We start from the raw sequence: 20,608 nt of genomic DNA on the forward strand, positions 1-20,608 counted from the left end.
GTTACATCTCCTTCATGGTTAGCGGATGGACGAAATCCCGTATGAACCCGGGCATCGACACGGCGTTAGGGTAAAGTTCCCCTGAACGACGGAGGCGATCATGGCAGAGCGGCTATCGGCGGAGGCGCGCAAGCAGGCGCTCGGCGGACTACCGGGCTGGGGTGAGATGTCCGGCCGCGACGCCATCGGGAAGACCTTCGTCTTCAAGGATTTCAACCAGGCCTTCGGCTTCATGACCCGCGCGGCGCTGGTCGCCGAGAAGGTGGATCACCACCCCGAATGGCGCAACGTCTACAAGACGGTCGAGGTGGTGCTGTCGACCCATGACGCCGGCGGCGTTACTGCGCTCGATATCGAACTGGCCAAGGCGATGAACGCCATTGCCGGCTGACGTCTTGCGGCTCCTGGCCTTATCCCCATCTTGTGATCAGCAGGCGACGCGGCGATCCGCCGCTCCGGCTGAAAGGGGAGTTTGAGCATGGCTGCCGAACACAGCGTCGGCTTTGAGCCCGCCGATCGGCTCGCGGAAGACCGCGAGGGCGTTCGCCGCCGCTTCTGGCGCAAGCTGAAGCGCGTTGCCGCGCAACTGCCGTTCGCCGAAGACCTGCTCGCGGCCTATTACTGCGCCTTCGACCGGCAGACGCCGCGCCATGTTCAGGCCTCGCTGCTGGGGGCGATCGCCTATTTCATCCTGCCATTCGACTTCGTCGCTGATGTGATGCCGATCCTCGGTTTCGCCGATGACGCCGCCGTGCTCGCCACCGCGATCCGCATGGTGGCCGGCCACATCACGAACGAGCACCGCGAGGCCGCCCGTGCCGCGCTGAAGCGCGGGGTGGATAAGGCGGAGGAGTGACGGCGCCACTACTTCTTTTCCCCCGCACGCGCCTTCTCCGCGTCCCATGCCTGGAATTGCTTGAACAGCGTCTCCTTGTCCGCATCGGACACCTGCGCGGCCGCCGGGCTCTGCTTCAGGAACGCTTCGAAGCGCTGGCGCGTCACCGGCTCGACGCCGTGCCGGTCGAGCCATTGCTGCGCCACCGGCAATCTGCTCCAGCCCGACAGAGGCGCCGCGAGCGAGACCTCCTTCCACTTGGGATGGAAGGGCGGGTTCTGGAGCGCGGGGAACTTGGTGAAGAACGCGTCAACGAACAGCGCGAGCTTGCGATAGCGCTCGGTGTTGGGCGTCCAGTTGTAGGCCGCGAGCACCGCAGGCACCGCGATCGTGTCCACGCTCTCGCCCTCCTTGATCAGGTTCGGATAGTCCTTGGCGGTCAGCGTTGCCGGCAGATAATCGCTCTGCAGGGGCTTTGCATAGTCGACCTTCGCAAGATGGAAGCGGCCGTCATTGCCGAAGGTCGAGACCGACTTGTACGGCTTGCCGCCGACCACGATGACGGCGTCGATCTCGCCGGCCTTCAGTTTCTCCATCGCGATGCGCTGCTCGACATAGACGAATTTCGCCTTGATCCCGAGCCGCTCGAACACGGTGAGCGCCGTGACGAAGGTGCCGCCGTTCGGCAGGTCCACGCTCACCGTCTTGTCTTCGAGGTCTTTGAGCGTCGCGACCGATCTTGGCGCGATCACCTGCATCTCCTCATTGTAGAGCTTGGTGACATAGGTGAACTGCTTCTTGATGCCCGTGGCAAAACCCTTGCGCTCGAGATAGTCGAGCGTGTCGGCGCGCACGATTCCGAGATCGACACCTTGCAGGAACAGGATATCGGCGACGCTTTGCACCGAGCCGCGGCCGACGATCGGCAGCACGCGGATCTTGTTGCCGTCGTCGAGCACGGAAGCGAGGTCGGCGCCGAATTGCACATAGGTGCCGCCGATCGTGCCGGTGATCAGCGTGACCGTGTTTGCGTTCAGCGCCTGCTTGGTCGAGGTCGAGCCGAACTGGAAGATGGCCTTCAGGCCGTCAGAGACCTTGGCGGGATCGTATTCGGTCTGATCGGCGCGCGCCGCGAAGGCACAGATCGTCATAATGGCGGCAAGCGCCATTCCCAAAGCGTTACGCATGATGTCCCCCTGAAACGATCTAGTTCTGAAGCTGGGCGAGGCGCTGCCGCGCCTCGGCCGATCCGAGTGCCGCGGCCTTTTGATACCAGTCGCGCGCGGCGGTCGCGTCAGCGGCGATGCGCCGCGCGTCGCTAGTGCCCAGCACGGCCGGGTCATAGGTCTGGGCCAGCAGAAACGCCGCTGCCGCATCCTGTGCATTGGCGGCGCGTTCGAGCAGCAGGCGGGCCGCAACAATGTCACCAATTCCCAACAGGCTCTTCGCGCGCGTCATCAGCCCGGCCAGCGTGTCGGCGTCGAGCGTGCTGGCGGGCGGAGGGGGCGCATGCGGTGCCGCCGCGGGCTGAGGCACAGGCGTCTGGGCTTGCAGCGCGGTCTGATAGGCGGTCGCGATCTCCTCGCGGCTCGGCGGTGCAGGAAGATCCTGCGTGTCAGCGCTCGCCAGGCGTGGATCGGTCACGCGCGCCGAATCCTTGCGCGGGCTCTGCGGTATGACCGACGGGTTGGCCGAGGCCACCGCCTGCTCCAGCGCGACGACTGCCGAGCCACCGGCATCGAAGATGCCGCGAAGGTCGGACTGAAACAGCGCGGCCAGAATTGCCAGAATGGACGCCACGAGAACGGCTGCGAGACCGCCCGCAAGAACACGCGGCACAATTCTGACCCGGGGACGCAACTCCAGCGAGGTATATTCGTCCGGGTTCGGGGCACCGCGCGGATCGGACAGGAATAGTGGAATTGGATCGTCGGGTGACAGATCGATCCGTGCGGCGCGCGCACGGATGTACGATGCGGTGGACGGATGTGATGCGGCTTGATCGGAATCGAATGCCCTCGATTCCCTGGACGGACGGAACGCCGTCGTCTCCATGGTGATGCTCCCCAAGACTGACACGACGCGGGGCATACCGGTTTCAGTTTTTTTGTTGTTGTCCAGGAGCGCCCAGCAAACTGGAGCCGGTAAATCGCAATCTGAATCAGCCCAAAAAGCGACGGCGATGGGGACGAATCGGGAAATATTTGGGTTTGATTCGGGCGAGGTTGTGGAATGCACCTCAATTTTGCCCGCGCTGGTTGAGGAGACCTTACCAGGTGGCGGTCTAGGAATGGGGTGCCATGAACTCAGCTGTCATGCGCATATCTTCGCGACAGCCAGCGCAGTCGCAATCACGGGTGCAAGATCACCTTTCCCATCGCCTGACGTCCCGCGAGCACCTTCAACGCGTCCGCGGTCTGGGCCAGCGGGAAGGTCCGGTCGACATGCGAGGAGATCTTGCCTTCCGCCGTCCACTTCACGAGCTTCTCCAGATTGGCGCGATTCTTGGCCGGGTTGAGCCGGGTCCAGGCGCCCCAGAACACGCCGCGGATGTCGCAGCCCTTCAGCAGTGCGAGGTTCAGCGGCATCTTCGGAATGTCGCCGGCGGCGAAGCCGATCACAAGGAAGCGACCCTCCCAGGCGATCGAGCGCAGCGCCTGCTCGGCGTAAGCACCGCCCACGGGATCGAAGATGATGTCGACGCCCTTGCCGTCGGTGAGCTTGCGCAAACCTTCCTTCAAATCCTCCTTGGCGTAATTGAGCGTCAGCTCGGCGCCGTGCGCCCTGGCGAATGCGAGCTTCTCGTCCGATGAGGCGCAGGCGATCACCTTCAGGCCCATCAGCTTGCCGAGCTCGCAGGCAGCAAGGCCCGTGCCGCCGGCTGCGCCCAGTACCGCGAGCGTCTCGCCCGGCTTCGGACTGGCGCGATCCTCCAGCGCATGCAGCGCGGTGCCGTAGATGATGATGATGCCGGCCGCGCGATCATAGTCGAGATTGTCCGGGATCTTGACAATCGAGGCCGCCGGCAGCGCGATCTTCTCGCGTGCGCCATTGTGGCCGCACGAGGCGACAACGCGATCGCCGACCTTCAGATCAGTGACGCCAGCGCCGATGCTCTCGATCACACCCGCGACTTCAGCGGCCGGCGAGAACGGGAACGGCGGCTTGATCTGATACTTGCCCTGAATCATCAGGATGTCGAAGAAGTTCAGCGCCGCCGCTTTGATCGCGATCACGGCCTCGCCGGGTCCTGCTACCGGATCCGGCACGTCAGCCAGAACGAGATCGTCGGGCTGGCAATATTGCGAGCAGAGGATGGCTTTCATGGCGGGCACCTGGAGCGTTTCGAGTGGAATTATGATTGGCCCGGTTTTGCCGGATTTAGAGCAGCCGGACAATCCGGATTCTTTGTTGGTCGTTCTGTTCGGCCTATCATCACGTCATTGCGAGCCAACGGGTCCGCGCAAAGCGCGGCCCGATGACAGGCTCCGCGAGGCAATCCAGAGTCCGCCCTGCGGAAATAATCTGAATTGCTTCGTCGCTTCGCTCCTTGCAATGACGAAATCCGCGGAGATAAGGATTCAAACGATGTTTGAAACGAACCTGCTCAACGACAAGCGCATCCTCGTCACCGGCGGCGGCTCCGGCCTTGGCGCGGCGATGGGCCGTCGCTTCCTCGCACTCGGCGCCGAGCTCGTGATCTGTGGCCGCAAGCTCGACCGGCTCGAGGCAACGGCGAGCGAGATGCGCAAAGAGAGCAGTGGCAAAGTCACGACCATCGCCTGCGACGTTCGCGACGGTGCGGCCGTCGACAACATGATGGATCAGATCTGGCGCGAGGCGCCGCTCGATATCCTCGTCAACAATGCTGCGGCGACCTTCATCGCGCAGAGCGAGCATCTCTCGTTTCGCGCCGCGGACGCGATCCTCGCGCCGACCCTGCATGGCGCGATGTATTGCACGCTCGCCGCCGGCAAGCGCTGGATCGAGAGTAAGCATGGCGGCGTCGTGCTCTCGATCCTCTCGACCTCGACCATCACCGGCCGCGCCTTCACCGTGCCTTCGGCGATGGCGAAGTCGGCGCTGCTGGCGATGACCAAAAGTCTCGCCGTGGAATGGGGTCCGAAGGGCATCCGAACCGTTGCCATCGCGCCGGGACCGTTCCCGACCGCCGGCGCGTCGGGGCAGCTCCGCCCTGAAGGTCGCGACGAAGGCTGGACCGCCCGCAACCCGCTGGGCCGCACCGGCGAGCACGGCGAACTTGCTGACCTCGCCAGCTTCATGGTCTCGGACCGCGCCGGCTATATCAATGGCGAGATGGTGGTGATCGACGGAGGCGCGCATTTGCGCAGTTCCGGGGCCGAGGACCTGCTCGGCTGGACCGAGGCGCAATGGGCCGAGCAGCGCGCCGCGCGATCTCGAGGCTAGTGCTGACAACCCGCTAACTGCCTTCCCAAATTGGACTTTCCCGGCTATCCCTGCCGGGGGACAAAACACGCCGGGCCATCTTCCAGTCACAATATTGAGGGAACCACTCCAGCATGTGGCGGGTGCTATCTTTCATTTTGATGATCGGCATGATGACGTGCGGGATCGCCGATCTCGCTGGGGCGCAGACGCCGCAACCGGCGCCGAAGGCGGCACCAAAGCCGGCGCCCCCAGCGGCCCATCCGACTGCCAAGACGGCGGCAAAGCCAGAGAGCAAACCGGCGGCAGCGCCCGCGGCGGTTGCGGGCGGCGCGGAGCCGACCCTGATCGGCCAGTTCGGCACCTGGGGCGCCTATTCAGCCACGCCGAACGGCAAGAAGGTCTGCTTCGCGCTGGCCAAGCCCTCGTCGTCGAAGACCAACCCGCCGAACCGGCCGCGCGATCCTGCTTATGCGTTCGTGTCGACCCGGCCGGCCGAGAAGGTCAACAACGAAGTCTCGGTCATGATCGGCTATGCGCTGAAACCGGGTTCGGAATCGACGGCCGAGGTCGGCGGCGCTGCTTTCGCGATGTATACGCAGGGCGATGGCCTCTGGATCAAGAACGCGGCCGAGGAGGAGCGGATGGTCGAAGCCATGCGCAAATCCGCCGATCTCGTGGTCAAGGGGGTCTCGGCCAAGGGCACCGAGACGACCGACACGTTTTCGCTGAAGGGCCTCGCCCAGGCGCTCGATAAGATCGCCCAGGACTGCAAAAGATAGGATTGCAGGCGGTAAGGCTAAGTCATAGCCGCGGTCGCAATCGGCAGATCCGGTTGCTATATAGGGGCTGTTCCAGATTTACCGTCATTCCGGGGCGATGCGCAGCATCGAACCCGGAATCTCGAGGTTCCGGGTCTGGTCCTCCGGACCAATCCCGGAACGACAAAACCCATCAGGTCCATTCAATGCAACCGACGACCGAGCCGCACAACGCAATCCTGGTGGAGAAGACTCCGCTCGAAACTTATGTGCCGCCGGCGAGGCCCTCGCTGATCGGCCTGTCGCGTGCCGAGCTCGCCGATCGCCTCGGCGAGATCGGTGTCGCACCGGCGCAACGCAAGATGCGGGTGCAGCAGCTGTGGCACTGGCTCTATTTCCGCGGCGCCCAGAGCTTTGACGAGATGACCTCGATTTCGAAGGGCATTCGCGCCGAGCTCGCGCAGCATTTCACCGTCGACCGGCCCGAGGTCGTGGCCGAGCAGATCTCCAACGATGGCACCCGCAAATGGCTGCTGCGTCTGCCGAGCGGCGACAACATCCAGAAGGCGCATGAGGTCGAGTGCGTCTACATCCCCGAGACCGATCGCGGCACGCTCTGCGTCTCCTCGCAGGTCGGCTGCACCCTGAACTGCTCGTTCTGCCATACCGGCACCCAGCGCCTGGTGCGCAACCTCACCGCCGGCGAGATCGTGGGACAGGTGATGGTGGCGCGCGATCGCCTCAACGACTGGGCCGATCGCGAAGACGGCACGCGCCGCGTCACCAACATCGTGATGATGGGCATGGGCGAGCCGCTCTACAATTTCGATGCGGTGCGCGATGCGCTGCTGATCGTCGGCGACAATGAAGGCATCGGCATCTCCCGCCGCCGCATCACGCTGTCGACCTCGGGCGTGGTGCCGAACATCGTGCGCGCCGGCGAGGAGATCGGCGTGATGCTCGCGATCTCGCTGCATGCGGTGCGCGACGAATTGCGCAACGAGCTCGTGCCGCTCAACCGCAAATATCCGATCAAGGAACTGCTGCAGGCCTGCCGCGACTATCCCGGCGCCTCGAATGCGCGCCGCATCACGTTCGAATATGTGATGCTCAAGGGCGTCAACGATTCGCTCGACGATGCGAAATTGCTGGTGAAGCTGCTCAAGGGCATTCCGGCCAAGATCAACCTCATTCCGTTCAATCCCTGGCCCGGCACCGCCTATGAATGCTCGGACTGGGACCAGATCGAAAAGTTCTCCGAATACATCTTCAACGCTGGCTATTCCTCGCCGGTGCGCACCCCGCGCGGCCGCGACATCCTCGCTGCCTGCGGCCAGCTCAAATCAGAGACGGAGAAGCTCTCGGCGCGTGAACGCCAGGCGCTGCGCGCGATGGCGATGACGGATTGATAGGTAATGCCTGCGCCTTCGCATCCTTGTCATTGCGAGCGCAGCGAAGCAAATCCAGAATCTTTCCGCGGAGGCAGTCTGGATTGCCTCGTCGCGGAGCCTGTCATCCGGCCGCCGAAGGCGGGACCGGCTGGCTCCTCGCAACGACGGTGAAGGTGACGTCATGTCCCTGATCGGCCGCCTTGTCGTCATCTTCATCGGCTTCCTCGCCGCCTGCTTCGTCGGCGGCATAATCGTCGTCGTCGCGCTGCTGTTTCCGGAATTCGCTGACCTCGGCGCGGGTCCCGTCGATCAGGGCACGATCGACATCCTGTTCGGCTTCGGCTTCATCTTCGTCTCCGGCTTCGCCCTGGTGCCGGCCGCGGTGATCGTTGCCATCACCGAGGCGCTCTATATCCGCAGCGCGCTCGCTTATGCCGCAGGCGGCGGCCTTGTCGGGCTCGCCTGCTATCTCGGTCTCGTCCCCTTCCACGGCGACACGTTCCAATTCGAGGGTATCGTGCGGCGCCACCTGGAGATCATGACGGGCGCGGGCATCGTCGCCGGCGTGGTCTACTGGCTGATCGCCGGCCGCAATGCAGGCGCCTGGCGCATCCCGCCGCCTTCGCACCTGCCCCCACCTCCGCTGCCGTCGAATTCCAGGCCCGATGCGCGGTGACTTCTTATCCTCCTCCAGGGGAGGATGGGGACCGCCGTTGGGGTTTTCATCTCCGCCCTGCTCCGCTAAACCGCGCGCCATGAACCGGACTGGACTCTTCATCGCCCTTTCGCTGTGGCTCGTGATCGGCCTTGTCTTCGGCCTCTATCCCGAGCTCGACCTCAAGCTCGCGTCGCTGTTCTTCGACCCCGCGACCAAGACATTCCCGCTCAAGCTGAACGGCTGGGCCGGCTTTGCGCGCGATGCGGCGATGTGGATCGCCTGGGCATTCGCGCTTCCCTCGATCGTCGCGCTCGTCGTCAAGATGATCCGGCCTGACCGGCCGCTGCTGGTGCCGGGGCGCACGGTCGTCTTCCTGCTGGTAACGCTGACGATGTCGGCCGGCATTCTGACCAACCTGACGTTCAAGAATTATTGGGGCCGGCCGCGTCCGGTCGTGGTGACCGAGTTTGCTGGCGATCAGCAGTTCGTGCCGTGGTGGGATCCGCGCGGCGGCTGCGGGCGCAACTGCTCGTTCTTCTCCGGGGAAGGCGCGACCGCGTTCTGGACGCTGGCACCGGCCGCTCTCGCTCCGCCGGCGTGGCGGCCGCTCGCCTATACGGCCGCCGTGGTGTTCGGCGCTGTGACCAGCGGGCTGCGTATGGCCTTCGGCGGCCACTTCTTCACCGATGTCTCGATTGCCGGCCTCGTCACCTTCGTGGTGATCTGGTTCGCCTACGCGCTGATTTACCGCTGGCCTCGAACGCGGTTTTCGGACGAGGCGGTCGACGCGGCCCTGACGCGGCTGAACTGGCCCGCCTACCGGCTCCGCCAGCGCCTGTTCGGCCGCAAGACAGGTCCAGAGCCGTCGATTTGAGCCATTAAAGAGGTGCCGAGGCGTGCGAAATTTGATATTCGCGCGGGTCAAACCCGGCCCGACATCAGCCCTTGTGACCCGATTGGAAGCCCCATGACCACAATCCTGAAAAGCCTGCCCAAGGGTGAGAAAGTCGGCATCGCTTTTTCGGGCGGCCTCGACACCTCTGCGGCGCTGCTCTGGATGAAGCAGAAGGGCGCACGCTGCTACGCCTACACCGCCAATCTCGGCCAGCCTGATGAGGCCGACTACAACGAGATTCCGCGCAAGGCGATGGAGTTCGGCGCCGAGAAGGCCCGGCTGGTCGATTGCCGCACGCAACTCGTCCACGAAGGCATCGCCGCGATCCAGTCGGGCGCCTTCCATATCTCGACCGGCGGCATCACCTATTTCAACACCACGCCTCTGGGGCGCGCCGTCACCGGCACGATGCTGGTCGCGGCGATGAAGGAGGACGGCGTCAACATTTGGGGCGACGGCTCGACCTTCAAGGGCAACGACATCGAGCGCTTCTACCGCTACGGCCTGCTAACCAATCCCGCTTTGAAGATCTACAAGCCCTGGCTCGACCAGCAGTTCATCGACGAGCTCGGCGGCCGCGCCGAGATGTCGGCGTTCATGACGGCCCAGGGCTTTGCCTACAAGATGAGCGCCGAGAAGGCGTATTCGACCGACAGCAATCTGCTCGGCGCCACGCACGAGGCGAAAGATCTCGAGAGCCTCGACAGCGGCATCAAGATCGTCAACCCGATCATGGGCGTGCCGTTCTGGCGCGACGACTGCGCCGTTAAGGCCGAGAAGGTCGTGGTGCGTTTCGAAGAAGGCCAGCCGGTTGCGCTCAACGGCCAGACCTTCTCTGATGCCGTCGCGCTGTTCCTCGAGGCCAACGCGATCGGCGGCCGCCACGGCCTCGGCATGAGCGACCAGATCGAGAACCGCATCATCGAAGCCAAGAGCCGCGGCATCTATGAGGCGCCCGGCATGGCGCTCTTGCACATCGCCTATGAGCGCCTCGTCACCGGCATCCACAACGAGGACACCATCGAGCAGTACCGCATCAGCGGCATGCGTCTCGGCCGGCTGCTCTATCAGGGCCGCTGGTTCGACTCGCAGGCCCTGATGCTGCGCGAGACCGCGCAGCGCTGGGTCGCGCGCGCCGTCACCGGCGAAGTCACGCTGGAGCTGCGCCGCGGCAACGACTACTCGATCCTCAACACCGAGAGTCCCAATCTCACCTACGCGCCCGAGCGGCTCAGCATGGAGAAGGTCGAGGACGCCGCCTTCACGCCTGCCGACCGAATCGGTCAGCTCACCATGCGCAATCTCGACATCGCCGACACGCGCAGCAAGCTGAAGCTCTACAGCGACACCGGCCTGCTGTCGGGCAGCGAAGGCTCGCAGATCTTCCGGCTGGAGAGCGACAAGGATTGAGCCCTTTGTCGCGGCGATCGGGCGATGCACGACATAATGACGGTGTCATTGAGGGCCGCTAGGCTCCTAGCTTCCCCCGGAATGGGCAGCGCGGAGCATCGAACATGGTCAAGCAGTCGGCCGTCGCCTCTCTCATCGTCCTTCTTTGGGCAACGTCAGTGTCGGCACAGACGATCTATCCCATTGATCGTGCCGAGATCCTGGCCGGAGCTCAATTCGATTTTAAGGTCGAACTCCCCGGGCCGGTTGACCCGGCCAAGTTGAAGGTGACGGTGAACGGCACAGATTACGCAGTCGCGTTCGGCCGCTCCGGGATTTTCGTCGATCGCGAGGACGGCAAGGAACAGTCGGCCCTGGTCCTGCGCGACGTTACACTGACTACGCCGGGCAGCGTTGCCGTGGACGTGAGCGACGGCACGCGCCAGCGCAGCGTCACATGGACGGTCTACGACACGGGTCCGCGCAAGGCGAAGAACGTCATCCTGTTCATCGGTGATGGCATGTCGCCGGCGCATCGGGTCGCAGCCCGCATCCTGTCCAAGGGCATTTCGGAGGGCAAGAGCCGCGGCAAGCTCGCCATCGACGACATGCCTCACATGGCACTGGTGGCGACCGCAGGCTCGGACTCGATCATCACGGACTCTGCGAATTCGGCCAGCGCCTATGCGACCGGGCACAAGAGCGCCGTCAACGCTTTGGGCGTCTATGCGGACCGCACCGCAAGCCCGTTCGACGATCCACGGGTCGAAACCATCACGAGCCTCGCCAGGAGGCGGCTCGGCATGGCGATCGGTATCGTCACCAATACCGAGATCGAGGACGCGACGCCGGCGGCGATGCTTGCGCACACCCGCCGGCGCGCCGCCTATGACGAGATCGTCGAGCAATTCTTCGCGGCGAAGCCGGATGTGCTGATGGGCGGCGGCAGCGCAAATTTTCTGCCGAAATCCGCCGCCGGCTCGAAACGCAAGGACGAGACCGATTACATCGCGAAGTTTCGCGATGCAGGCTATCAGGTGGCGACCACCGCGCGTGAGCTCGGCGCTCTCGCGGCCAAGCCGGAGACGGGCAAGCTGCTCGGCCTGTTCGCAACGGGAAACATGGACGGCGCACTGGACCGCAAGTTCCTGAAGGGCGGCGGCGTCAGGAAATTCCCCGAGCAGCCCGACCTGACCGAGCAGGTGCAGGCGGCGCTGAAACTCTTGTCGCGGAATGAGGCCGGTTTCTTCCTGATGGTCGAGTCCGGGATGATCGACAAATACGCGCATTTGCTCGACATGGAGCGAGCCGTCTACGACACGATCATGCTCGACAATGCTGTGCGCCAGACACGTGAATGGGCGCATGCGCGTGGCGACGACACCCTCATTCTGGTGGTGGCGGACCACAATCATCCCAACAGCCTCGTCGGTACGGTGATTGACGACATGGGCACTGCGCCCAACGTGCCGCTGCGCGAGCGCGTCGGCGTCTACGAGCAGGCCGGATTTCCCAATTATCCGGCTGCGGATGCGGAGGGCTATCCGGCACGCGTCGACGTGAGCCGGCGGCTCGCCATCTTCTCGGCCAGTCTGCCGGACCATTACGAGACGTTCCGCCCGAAGCTCGACAATCCCAACGAGCCTACCGTGAAGGGTGGCGAGGATGGGACCTTCAAGGCCAACGACAAATACAAGGATGTTCCAGGCGTCGTGCTGCGCCCGGGCAATCTGCCGGCGATGATCGGCGCCAGTGTGCATTCGGGTGAGGACGTCATCCTCACGGCGGCAGGGCCAGGCAGTGATGGTGTGCGCGGTTCGATGGACAATACCGAGATCTTTCGCCTCATGGTCGACGCGCTTGGGCTGGCTGCTCGGCCGTAGCGGCGATGCTGTTCGAAAAAAATGGCCGGGATCGCTCCCGGCCATTTGCGTTCGTAATGCTTCGTCTCAGCGCGGCGGCGCGGTGCCGGGCGGGGGCGGCGGCAGCGAGGCCTGGCCGCCATTGAGCAGCGGTGTGATGCGGCGGATGGTGACGCGCCGGTTGATCAGGCTCGGCCCTTGCGTCTGCTCCTTCAGATACTGCTCGCCGTAGCCTTGCGACGTCAGGTTCTCCGCGGGCACACCGAACTGCTGCGTCAGCAATTCGGCCGCTGACTGTGCGCGGCGGTCCGACAGCGATAGATTGTCGACCTCGTTGCCAACCGCGTCAGTATGTCCCTCGATCAGGAACACCTCGCGCGGGTTGCGCTGAATCGCCTGGTTGAGGCCGTCGGCGATCACCTGCAACCGGGCCGCCTGGTCCGGCGGGATGGTCCACGATCCGGTCTCGAAGTTGATCGTGTTGACGTCGATGCTCGGCATCTGCATGCGAACATTGGGGCTGTAGCGGATCTCGTCGAGCGAGTAACGCCGATCGATCCGCTGCACCGGCGGTGCCTGCATGGTCGCGTAGATCACGTCCGGCGACGCCTCCTGGGCATCGACGATGTAGCGATCATAGGGAATGTTGACCACCGGCGGCGGCACGTCGACATAGAACCCGCCGATCGCGCGCGGATCCCGGTAGCTGTTGTCGATGATGACAATCTCGCGCCCGCCGGGGTCCCTGCGGATTCGGCGCAGCAGCGAACCGTCCGCACCGACCACGGTGATCACCTCGCTGCCGTCAGGGCGGACCACGACGGTGCGGGTTTCGCCGCCGACTGTGTCGGTGCGGATGTCGCGGGCGCCGTAGCGGAAGCGATAGAGATCGTTGCCGCGGACATAGGCCTGCCCGCCCGGATCGCGAATGATGATGCGATCCGGCTCGGTGTAGACGGTGCGGCCGCCTTCGACGACCTCGCGCCGCTGGTTGTGGAGGTCGGCGATGGTGGCGCCGATCGCGACGCCGGCCACCACGCCTGCGCCGATCGCGAGCGGCGTCAGGTCACGCTGCGGCGGACGCGGCGGAGGCGGCAACGGTGCTGCAACGGTGGGCGCGGCTCGGAAGGCCGGCGCGACCGTGGGCGGAGCGTATTGCGCCCGGTTCGGCGGCGGTGCTGCGGCCGCCGTGCCAGGGACGACAGTTGGCGCCGCGGCACCGGCGGGAGGCGCCGGCGGCCGGGCCGGGGCGCCGGCTTGCGGCGACGCGGGCGGAGTTCCGGCAGCGGGCGCACCCGCAGGCGGCGTACCCCCCTGAGGGCCAGGCGTCGGTGTTGCGCCCGGGGCCGGTGTTGCGCCGGGAGCAGGCGTCGGTGCTGCACCGGGACGTCCGGGCAGCGGCGTCGGGGTGCCGGGACTTGGTGCCGGTGTCGCCGTTGGAGCGGGCGTTGCACCGGGAGCTGGCGATCCTGCAGCCGGTGGCGCGCCCGGGCGTCCGGGCAGCGGTGCACCGGGGCGTCCAGCCGGCGGCGCGCCGGGCGTGCTCCCGGGAGCCGGCGTCGCGGTCGGCGCAGGCGTCGGGGCTGGTGTCGCAGTCGGTGCAGGCGTGGCGGTCGGGGCAGGCGCGCCAGGTCGTGCCGTCGGCGCTGCGGGCGAAGGCGAAGGCGAAGGCGTCGGCGCCGGGCGGCCTTGAGGCGCTGCTGCGGGCGGGGCCGGCGGCGTCGGAGCCGGGCGTGCGCCAGACGGCGCCGGAGGCGGCGTATGCGGCTGCGCGGCAGGAGGCGGCGTCGGTGTCGGTGTCGGGCGAGCCGCAGGTGGCGGTGGCGTCGGCGCATGCTGCTGCGGAGCTGCGGCGGGAGGAGGTGCTGGCGGCGTGGGAGCCGGACGTGCTGCAGGCGGTGCCGAAGGGGACGGTGTCGGCGCATGCTGCTGCGGCGCCGCAGCCGGCGGCGAAGGCTGCTTCGGTGCGGCAGGCGGCGGAGGTGGCGGCGGCGCCGGACGGGCCGCAGGCGGAGGCGGGGGCGGCGCTGCCGGGCGCGGCGGTGCGGCGGCCGGCGGAGGCGCGGCGGGCGGATGCGGCGGTGCAGCCGCGGGCGGCGGTGCGGCCGGGCGCGCGGGCGCCGCAGGTGGCGCGGCCGCTGGCGGGCCCTTCGGAGGCTGCTTCGGTTTTCCGTCAGGGCCAGTCTCTTGTGGCTGGGCCTGCGCGACGACGAGCGGCGGCGCACTTTGCGCATGCGATGCGGAGCTTGCGAATTGCATCGCGGTCAGGGCCGTCGTTGCAAGCAGCACGAGACGAAGGTTGGTCATGGTGGTGAGCTTCCCCGGAAGGTTCTTTGACGAAGTGTTGGGATGAACAGCTACGCGTTAGGCCGGAATGTGGCGGGCCAAGCAGTCGGGGCCCGATTTATTTCTGCACGCAAATAACTTCATTATGACGACGTTCATTGCGCATTCAGACGCATGTTGCAATCGCCCCGCATGTGATCGCTCGCCTCATGTGTGATCCCGCGGCGAACGCGCGTCCGTCGCGGGATTGGGCGTGAGCGGTCCGTTCGGCCCGCGTCGTGGAATCTCTTCGGGAACATGGCCGGGCAATTCATCCGGCCGCGGTGTTTCGCCGGGCTCGCGCATCGGCGGCGTGATGTCGGGTTGCGGATTGCCCGGCGGAATTCCAGGAGGCGGCTCGGTTGGAGTCCCCGGTGTTGTCGGTGGAATCTCTGGCGGCTCGATTGGCATCGGCACCTTCGTGATCAATGGCCCAGAGGACGATAACGATGATGCCGTGCCGATGTTCCCTGTTCGCCGGTGTGCAGCGCGGCTTATTCCGGTGCGTGGCAGACCGCCTCGATGTTGTGCCCGTCGGGATCGAGCACGAAGGCGCCGTAATAGTTCGCATGATAATGCGGGCGGATGCCGGGCGGCCCGTTGTCGCGTCCGCCCGCCGCTATCGCCGCTTTGTAGAACGCGTCCACCGTGGCGCGGTCCTTGGCTGCGATCGCGATGTGGACCGGCTTGTTCATCGCGCCTTCGCCGCCGAACCAGAAATCCGGCTTGCCGTCGGCGCCGAACCCTGCGGCTGCGGCGTGCCCGGTCTGCTCGGCCGTCACTTCCATGATCAGGCTGTAACCGAGCGGGGCCAGCGCCTTGGCGTAGAACGCCTTGGCGCGCTCATAGTCGGAGACCGAGAATCCCATGTGATCCAGCATCGCAACCTCCGTTGTTCGTCCCTGTCAGCGCGACAGGAACGTATTGCTGCGCGTCTTGCGCGCGATGGAAAAGCCGCGCGCCACCATGTCGGCAATGCAATCCTGCTGCCATTCGTTTTGAGACAAGTGTTCGATTACCACGGCGCGAGGCCACAGCGATGGCGGCGCGTCGCGGAAGAAGCGGATCAGCACGCGGTCCTCGAAGCCTTCGACGTCGATCTTGAGCGAATCGATCTGCGTGACGCCAGCCTCGTCGAGGATACGGGTCAGGCGCAGCGAGGGGACCCTGATCGCATCAGCGCTCGCCGTGCCGGTGACGACGTGCGTGGCACCGAGATTACCGCCGCCGCTCTCGATCATCAGCTCGCCGTTGCTGTCACCGGCAGCGGCCTGCACCAGGCGCACCTGTGTCGCGTTCGATGCGGCGTGATTGAACGCGAGCCGCGCAAACGTCGTCGGATGCGGCTCGATCGCCACAACCTTGCCTGTGGTGCCGACCTGCCGCGCCATCACCAGCGCAAACGTGCCGACATTGGCGCCGACGTCGACGAATGTGCCGCCCGCCGGGGTGTGCTCACGCAGGAAATCGAGCTCGTCGAGATTGTAGTCGGGATTGAACAGCGCACCGCGCTCGGTCGCGCTGCCCTGGTGATAGAAGCGGAACGAAGCGCCCTGATATTGCACGTCGACCGGGCCGCCGCGCAGCAGGTTGACCAGCCGCGACATCCAGGGCCGGAATGCGCCGCGCTTCAGCCCGGACTGTTGGGCCAGGCGAATGAGAGCGGCCTGCGCCGCATTCGGCGCAAAGGCGCCGAACGGCGCGGACGAAGGGGCGTTGTCGGTCGTCAAGCAGGCGGTCCTCATTGCAGGCGGCGCATGCATAGCCGGTTTTGCGAGGGACTCCAACGCTCGATGCGGACGATTACGGCCGGGACGGCGAAGCGAAAGTCACGCCGCCTTCTTCGGCGGGGCCATGCGCTGGCGCAGGAAGCGGCCGAGCAGCCTGCGCTTGCCCTTGCGCGGGATCAGCTCGACGTCGCTGACGAGCCTGGCGCCGCCCTTGCGGCGCTCCAGCACAATCTTGCGGCTGTGGAAAGCCTCCAGCTCGGCGCGATGTGCGACGCTGACGATGGTCGCCTTCGGCAGCTCGTCGGTGACCATCTTCATCATCTTGTCCTGGCTCTTCTCGTCGAGCGCGGATGTGGCCTCGTCGAGCACGATGATGTCGGGGCTGTGCAGCAGCAGCCGCGCAAAGGCGAGGCGCTGCTTCTCGCCGCCTGATAGCGTCTGGTCCCACGGCGCCTCCTCCTCGATCTTCTCCTTGAGGTGATCGAGGCCGACCTTGCGCAGGGCCTTGCCGATCTCCTCGATCGTCCAATCCTCGGCGGCGCCGGGATAGGCTACCGCGCGGCGCAGCGATCCCGCGGGTACGTAGGGCCGCTGCGGCAGCATGAACAGCCGACGGTCGGGATGGAAATTGACGCTGCCGCCGCCCCACGGCCATAACCCTGCGATAGCGCGCACCAGCGTGCTCTTGCCGGTGCCGGATTCGCCGGCGACCAGAAGCCGCTCGCCCGGCTCTATCACCACCTCCGTCTCGCCGACCACGGCGGTGCCGTCGTCCAGCGTGACAGAAAGGTCTTTCAACTCCAGCATGGCGTCATTGCTGGTCTCGCCGCGCTTGATGCGGCCAAGCCCATCGCCTTGCTCGGCACGTTCGAGACCGTCGAGCGACATCATCAGTGAGGCGATGCGCCGCGCGCAGGCGTTCCAGTCGGCGAGTCGCGGATAATTGTCGACCAGCCAGCCGAACGCGCTCTGCACGATTGTGAAGGCGGAGGCCGCCTGCATGACTTGTCCCAGCGTCATGCTGCCGTCGAGGAATTTTGGCGCACAGAGCAGGAGAGGGACCACGGGCGCGACGAGGCTGGAGCCCTGCGAGACAAGCGTCGTCCGCATGTGCTGTCCGGCCAGGCGCGCCCATTGCCGAAGTACGCTGGTGAAATTGCGGTCGATGCCGTCGCGCTCCTCCTCTTCGCCGCCGAGCAGCGCGATGCTCTCGCCATGTTCGCGCACGCGCGTCAGCGTGTAGCGGAAATCGGCTTCGGCTTGGTTCTTGTCCTCGGAGATCTGCACGAAGCGGCGGCCGATCACCAAAATCGAGCTGGAGGCGATCGCGGCGTAGAGGATCGCGGCGATCACCAGGAAGCCGGGAATGGTGAGGCTTGAGCCGCCGAGCCTGACGGTGAGTGCGCCGCCGATGGTCCAGAGCACGACGATGAAGGTCACGGCCGACAGCAGCGCGGACGTGACGCCGGCGAGGAAATCGACCGGCGAGTCGGTCGCAATGCGCAGATCCTCGGCGATGCGGTATTCGGGATTCTTGTGGTCGCCGCCGACGAGGTTAAGCTGATAATAGCGGCCGTTGGCGAGCCAGCGCGTCAGCACGCTGCTCGTGAGCCAGGCTCGCCAGCGCCGCTGGATGCTCATCCGCGCGAACACCTGGGCGACGCCGAGCACGATGCTGCCGATTGCGAGCGGGAAGAACAGCGCCGTGAGATGGAAGACGCTCGTCGCATCGCGCTTCTCGATGGCGTCGAAGATCGCGCGATTCCAGACGTTGATGCCGTATTGGAAGCCGACGGTCAGGACGATCAGCATGCCGAGGCCGATCGAGAACGGCCAGGCCATGCGGTCGCCGTTGCGGCCCCAGAAGCCGCGCGCGCTGATCCAGAAACGCGTCAGCAGATAGTCCTTGCGGGCCTGCTGGGCTTCTTCGGGCGACAGTTCGGGGTCCGGTTCGAGCAGCTCGGGCGGCGGCGGCGCCACGTCATCGCCGTTCTCGCCTTTGACCTCGACAATGGGCGGATTCTTGCCCTGTTCGCGCTTCGCGGCCGGCTTGTGCATGGGCGGACAACGCAAAGGAAATCAAACGGTTCCCTTGGGTTCCGAGCACCGATTCATTCGGCAGCGCCGTCCCGGACGCGCCGCAGCCGGGCGGTCCGGTGGAGCACGCCCGACAATTCTTCGATCGAATAGGGCTTCTGCACGAGATCGAACTCGGCGGCGCCATCCTGGGATAGAGCCTGGCTGTAGCCCGTGGTCAGCACGACCGGCACGCCGATGCCGCGGTCGCGGACCGCCTGCGCCAGGTCGAGCCCGGTCATCCCCGGCATCACCACGTCGGAGAACACGACGTCGAATCGATCGGCGTCCACGACGAGCTCGGCAAGCGCGTCGGTCGCATTGTCGACCAGCGTGATGCTGTAACCGAGCTCGGTCAGCCCGTCGGCGGCAAAATTGGCGAGCTCGATGTTGTCTTCGACCACCAGCACCGACATGCCGCTGCCGGCCACCGCGGGCGCTGTGCTCGGCGCCTGCCGCTGCGGCCGCAGCTCCAGCGGCACGCGCGGCAGATAGAGCGAGAAGGTGCTGCCTTGTCCCACCTCGCTCGCGACCGTCACCTCGCCGCCGGATTGCCGGGCGAAACCGAACACCTGGGACAGGCCGAGACCGGTGCCGTGGCCGACCTGCTTGGTGGTGAAGAACGGCTCGAAGATGCGCCCGAGCCGCGCCGCAGGAATGCCGATCCCGGTGTCACGGACGGTGACGCTTATGTAGCCATGAGCGCCGGGGGCCAGCGTGTCCGGAATGGTCGTCGCGGCCTCGACCTCGAAGGTGATCCTGCCCTTGCCCTGCATGGCATCGCGCGCATTGGTCGCCATGTTGATCAGCGCCGTCTCGAACTGGCCGGCATCGGCGTTGACGAGGCAGGGTTCGGCCGGCAACCGCGTGACGATCTCGATGGCGGGCCCGAGCAGCGTTGCCAGCATGTCATGCAGCGACTGCATCCGCTGTCCGACATCGAACACTTCCGGCTTCAGGGTCTGGCGCCGCGCGAAGGCGAGGAGCTGGGACGTCAGCTTGGCGGCGCGCGCAACTGCGTCCGCGATGGCCGTGATGTAGCGCTGCCGCCGCTCTTCGGTCAGTTGCGGGCGATTCAGCAGGTCGACCGAGGCGCGGATCACCGTCAGCAGATTGTTGAAGTCGTGCGCGACGCCGCCGGTGAGCTGCCCGAGCGCCTCCAGGCGCTGACTGTGCTTGAGCGCGTCCTCGGCTTCTCGCCGCGCTGCGGCCTCGGCCTGGAGATGCTGGGTGCGGCGGAACGCGAAGGCGAGCAGCAGGAACAGCAGCGCGGTCGCGGGAATGCCGAACACCAGATGCTGGCCCATGGTGGCGAACCAGCGGGCCCGGATGGCCGAGCTTTCGAGCCCGGCGCTGACATAGATCGGATATTCGGCGATGCGCCGGTAGCCGATGCGGCGCTCAATCCCGTCCAACGGCCAGGCGATGGTCATGAGGCCGTGCTCGGGGCTTGTTGCGATCTTTTGGCCCACCGGGCCGCCCGGATCGAGCCGCAGGTCGTGGTCGAGCCGCGGGAAATGCGCGAGCAGTGCGCCGTCCGTGCGCCCCATCGCGAAGAAGCTGCCGGGATCTGAGCCGATCCTGGCATAAAAGCTCTCGAAATATTCCGGCAGGACCGAGGCCTGGATCACGCCGATGAAGCGGCCGTCGTCGGCATCGCGGCGCCGGCTCACGCCGAAGAAGCGGGCGCCCTGATAGGGCGGGCGTGGCGTCAGCGCCGTGCCGATGAAGGTGCCGATGCTCTGGTCGACGTGGGCATAGAAGTAATCGCGGTCCGCAAAGCTCAGCTCCGGCGGCGGCGAGACGAGGCTGTTGACCAGCGCTTTTCCGTCCGCATCGAAGATCCAGGCCGATTTGAGCTGCGGCAGCGAATCGGTCAGCCGCTTCAGGCGACGGTGCAAAGCCGGTTCGCGCGCGCGGATGGTTTCGTCGGGAAGGCTGCGCACGACCTCGTTGAGCTCGGCAAGGCTGCGGTCGATGGTTTCGAACACCTTGAGCGCATGCTCATGCGCGACGTCGAGGGTGCGCTCGATCTCGCGGTCGGCGATATCATTCGTCGATGTGTAGGAGATCGTGGCGGCGATGGCGAACAACGCAATCGGCAGCGCCAGGGATGCCGCCATCATCCACTGCAACAGTTTCAGCGAATTGCGTTGCGCCCTCTGCACAGTCGCTCCGTCCCTGGCCGGAGCTTAACTGAATCACGCGCAGGGAAGGAAGCAGCTTCTGCTGGAACCTTTGGTTGTGGGTTCAAAATTTGCGCGCGCAGCGGGCCGGAG

Annotated in this window: 18 protein-coding genes; 9 read left to right on the top strand and 9 right to left on the bottom strand. The window is 65.7% G+C overall.

Features of this window, described 5'->3' with window-relative positions; translation table 11 throughout:
* The first annotated feature begins 100 nt into the window (after window positions 1–100).
* Both IVA87_RS00390 and IVA87_RS00395 read left to right on the top strand, forming a co-directional pair.
* A complete protein-coding gene (locus tag IVA87_RS00390) occupies window positions 101–391 on the top strand; it encodes a 4a-hydroxytetrahydrobiopterin dehydratase (RefSeq protein ID WP_247299861.1) in 291 nt (96 codons plus the stop codon).
* 87 nt (window positions 392–478) lie between these two features.
* A complete protein-coding gene (locus IVA87_RS00395; RefSeq protein WP_247280031.1) occupies window positions 479–856 on the top strand; it encodes a YkvA family protein in 378 nt (125 codons plus the stop codon).
* Between the two features lie 8 nt (window positions 857–864).
* On the opposite strand, the gene IVA87_RS00400 is transcribed toward IVA87_RS00395, so the two are convergent.
* The 3 genes from IVA87_RS00400 to IVA87_RS00410 all read right to left on the bottom strand — a co-directional run bounded on the left by IVA87_RS00400 (window position 865) and on the right by IVA87_RS00410 (window position 4,161).
* Window positions 865–2,022, bottom strand: a complete 1,158-nt coding sequence (locus IVA87_RS00400) for a TAXI family TRAP transporter solute-binding subunit (RefSeq protein ID WP_247332315.1) — start codon at window positions 2,020–2,022, stop codon at window positions 865–867.
* A 19-nt stretch (window positions 2,023–2,041) separates the two neighbouring features.
* On the bottom strand, window positions 2,042–3,073 hold the full coding sequence (locus tag IVA87_RS00405; protein ID WP_247332316.1) for a hypothetical protein: 1,032 nt from the start codon (window positions 3,071–3,073) through the stop codon (window positions 2,042–2,044).
* Window positions 3,074–3,186: 113 nt separating this feature from the next.
* Window positions 3,187–4,161, bottom strand: coding sequence for an NADPH:quinone oxidoreductase family protein (locus tag IVA87_RS00410; protein ID WP_247299867.1), 975 nt, complete (start codon window positions 4,159–4,161; stop codon window positions 3,187–3,189).
* A gap of 262 nt (window positions 4,162–4,423) precedes the next feature.
* Between IVA87_RS00410 and IVA87_RS00415 the strand changes: the two genes are divergently transcribed.
* The 7 genes from IVA87_RS00415 (at window position 4,424) to IVA87_RS00445 (ending at window position 12,219) form a co-directional block, all read left to right on the top strand.
* The gene (locus tag IVA87_RS00415) at window positions 4,424–5,263 is read left to right on the top strand and encodes an SDR family oxidoreductase (RefSeq protein WP_247299869.1); all 840 of its coding nucleotides are present in this window, start codon (window positions 4,424–4,426) and stop codon (window positions 5,261–5,263) included.
* Window positions 5,264–5,376: 113 nt separating this feature from the next.
* Window positions 5,377–6,024 carry an invasion associated locus B family protein gene (locus IVA87_RS00420; RefSeq protein ID WP_247299871.1) on the top strand — a complete coding sequence of 216 codons (648 nt, stop codon included), beginning with the start codon at window positions 5,377–5,379 and terminating at the stop codon, window positions 6,022–6,024.
* 185 nt (window positions 6,025–6,209) lie between these two features.
* Window positions 6,210–7,412 carry a 23S rRNA (adenine(2503)-C(2))-methyltransferase RlmN gene (rlmN, locus tag IVA87_RS00425; RefSeq protein WP_247299873.1) on the top strand — a complete coding sequence of 401 codons (1,203 nt, stop codon included), beginning with the start codon at window positions 6,210–6,212 and terminating at the stop codon, window positions 7,410–7,412.
* Window positions 7,413–7,575: 163 nt separating this feature from the next.
* A complete protein-coding gene (locus IVA87_RS00430; RefSeq protein ID WP_247299876.1) occupies window positions 7,576–8,070 on the top strand; it encodes a hypothetical protein in 495 nt (164 codons plus the stop codon).
* A 79-nt stretch (window positions 8,071–8,149) separates the two neighbouring features.
* Window positions 8,150–8,926, top strand: a complete 777-nt coding sequence (locus IVA87_RS00435; protein ID WP_247299878.1) for a phosphatase PAP2 family protein — start codon at window positions 8,150–8,152, stop codon at window positions 8,924–8,926.
* Between the two features lie 93 nt (window positions 8,927–9,019).
* Window positions 9,020–10,357: an argininosuccinate synthase gene (argG, locus tag IVA87_RS00440; RefSeq protein ID WP_247299880.1), complete on the top strand. Its 1,338-nt coding sequence runs from the start codon at window positions 9,020–9,022 to the stop codon at window positions 10,355–10,357.
* A 104-nt stretch (window positions 10,358–10,461) separates the two neighbouring features.
* Complete coding sequence (locus IVA87_RS00445; RefSeq protein ID WP_247299881.1) at window positions 10,462–12,219, top strand: alkaline phosphatase; 1,758 nt, start codon at window positions 10,462–10,464, stop codon at window positions 12,217–12,219.
* Between the two features lie 66 nt (window positions 12,220–12,285).
* On the opposite strand, the gene IVA87_RS00450 is transcribed toward IVA87_RS00445, so the two are convergent.
* The 6 genes from IVA87_RS00450 to IVA87_RS00475 all read right to left on the bottom strand — a co-directional run bounded on the left by IVA87_RS00450 (window position 12,286) and on the right by IVA87_RS00475 (window position 20,497).
* On the bottom strand, window positions 12,286–14,505 hold the full coding sequence (locus IVA87_RS00450; RefSeq protein ID WP_247332318.1) for an OmpA family protein: 2,220 nt from the start codon (window positions 14,503–14,505) through the stop codon (window positions 12,286–12,288).
* A gap of 186 nt (window positions 14,506–14,691) precedes the next feature.
* Window positions 14,692–14,934, bottom strand: a complete 243-nt coding sequence (locus tag IVA87_RS00455; protein WP_247299885.1) for a hypothetical protein — start codon at window positions 14,932–14,934, stop codon at window positions 14,692–14,694.
* 83 nt (window positions 14,935–15,017) lie between these two features.
* Window positions 15,018–15,404, bottom strand: coding sequence for a VOC family protein (locus IVA87_RS00460; RefSeq protein ID WP_247276134.1), 387 nt, complete (start codon window positions 15,402–15,404; stop codon window positions 15,018–15,020).
* 24 nt (window positions 15,405–15,428) lie between these two features.
* Window positions 15,429–16,253 carry an FkbM family methyltransferase gene (locus IVA87_RS00465; RefSeq protein WP_247299888.1) on the bottom strand — a complete coding sequence of 275 codons (825 nt, stop codon included), beginning with the start codon at window positions 16,251–16,253 and terminating at the stop codon, window positions 15,429–15,431.
* A gap of 99 nt (window positions 16,254–16,352) precedes the next feature.
* Complete coding sequence (locus tag IVA87_RS00470; protein WP_247332320.1) at window positions 16,353–18,311, bottom strand: ABC transporter ATP-binding protein/permease; 1,959 nt, start codon at window positions 18,309–18,311, stop codon at window positions 16,353–16,355.
* Window positions 18,312–18,364: 53 nt separating this feature from the next.
* Complete coding sequence (locus IVA87_RS00475; protein ID WP_247299891.1) at window positions 18,365–20,497, bottom strand: hybrid sensor histidine kinase/response regulator; 2,133 nt, start codon at window positions 20,495–20,497, stop codon at window positions 18,365–18,367.
* Window positions 20,498–20,608 lie beyond the last annotated feature (111 nt).

The sequence above is a fragment of the Bradyrhizobium sp. 147 genome (assembly GCF_023073935.1).
In the GTDB taxonomy this organism is placed as follows: Bacteria; Pseudomonadota; Alphaproteobacteria; order Rhizobiales; family Xanthobacteraceae; genus Bradyrhizobium.

Coding starts and splice junctions, on each gene's coding strand:
- IVA87_RS00390 (WP_247299861.1), top strand. CDS start 101: ATGGCAGAGCGGCTATCGGCGGAGGCGCGCAAGCAGGCGCTCGGCGGA.
- IVA87_RS00395 (WP_247280031.1), top strand. CDS start 479: ATGGCTGCCGAACACAGCGTCGGCTTTGAGCCCGCCGATCGGCTCGCG.
- IVA87_RS00400 (WP_247332315.1), bottom strand. CDS start 2,022: ATGCGTAACGCTTTGGGAATGGCGCTTGCCGCCATTATGACGATCTGT.
- IVA87_RS00410 (WP_247299867.1), bottom strand. CDS start 4,161: ATGAAAGCCATCCTCTGCTCGCAATATTGCCAGCCCGACGATCTCGTT.
- IVA87_RS00415 (WP_247299869.1), top strand. CDS start 4,424: ATGTTTGAAACGAACCTGCTCAACGACAAGCGCATCCTCGTCACCGGC.
- IVA87_RS00420 (WP_247299871.1), top strand. CDS start 5,377: ATGTGGCGGGTGCTATCTTTCATTTTGATGATCGGCATGATGACGTGC.
- rlmN (WP_247299873.1), top strand. CDS start 6,210: ATGCAACCGACGACCGAGCCGCACAACGCAATCCTGGTGGAGAAGACT.
- IVA87_RS00430 (WP_247299876.1), top strand. CDS start 7,576: ATGTCCCTGATCGGCCGCCTTGTCGTCATCTTCATCGGCTTCCTCGCC.
- IVA87_RS00435 (WP_247299878.1), top strand. CDS start 8,150: ATGAACCGGACTGGACTCTTCATCGCCCTTTCGCTGTGGCTCGTGATC.
- argG (WP_247299880.1), top strand. CDS start 9,020: ATGACCACAATCCTGAAAAGCCTGCCCAAGGGTGAGAAAGTCGGCATC.
- IVA87_RS00445 (WP_247299881.1), top strand. CDS start 10,462: ATGGTCAAGCAGTCGGCCGTCGCCTCTCTCATCGTCCTTCTTTGGGCA.
- IVA87_RS00450 (WP_247332318.1), bottom strand. CDS start 14,505: ATGACCAACCTTCGTCTCGTGCTGCTTGCAACGACGGCCCTGACCGCG.
- IVA87_RS00455 (WP_247299885.1), bottom strand. CDS start 14,934: ATGCCAATCGAGCCGCCAGAGATTCCACCGACAACACCGGGGACTCCA.
- IVA87_RS00460 (WP_247276134.1), bottom strand. CDS start 15,404: ATGCTGGATCACATGGGATTCTCGGTCTCCGACTATGAGCGCGCCAAG.
- IVA87_RS00470 (WP_247332320.1), bottom strand. CDS start 18,311: ATGCACAAGCCGGCCGCGAAGCGCGAACAGGGCAAGAATCCGCCCATT.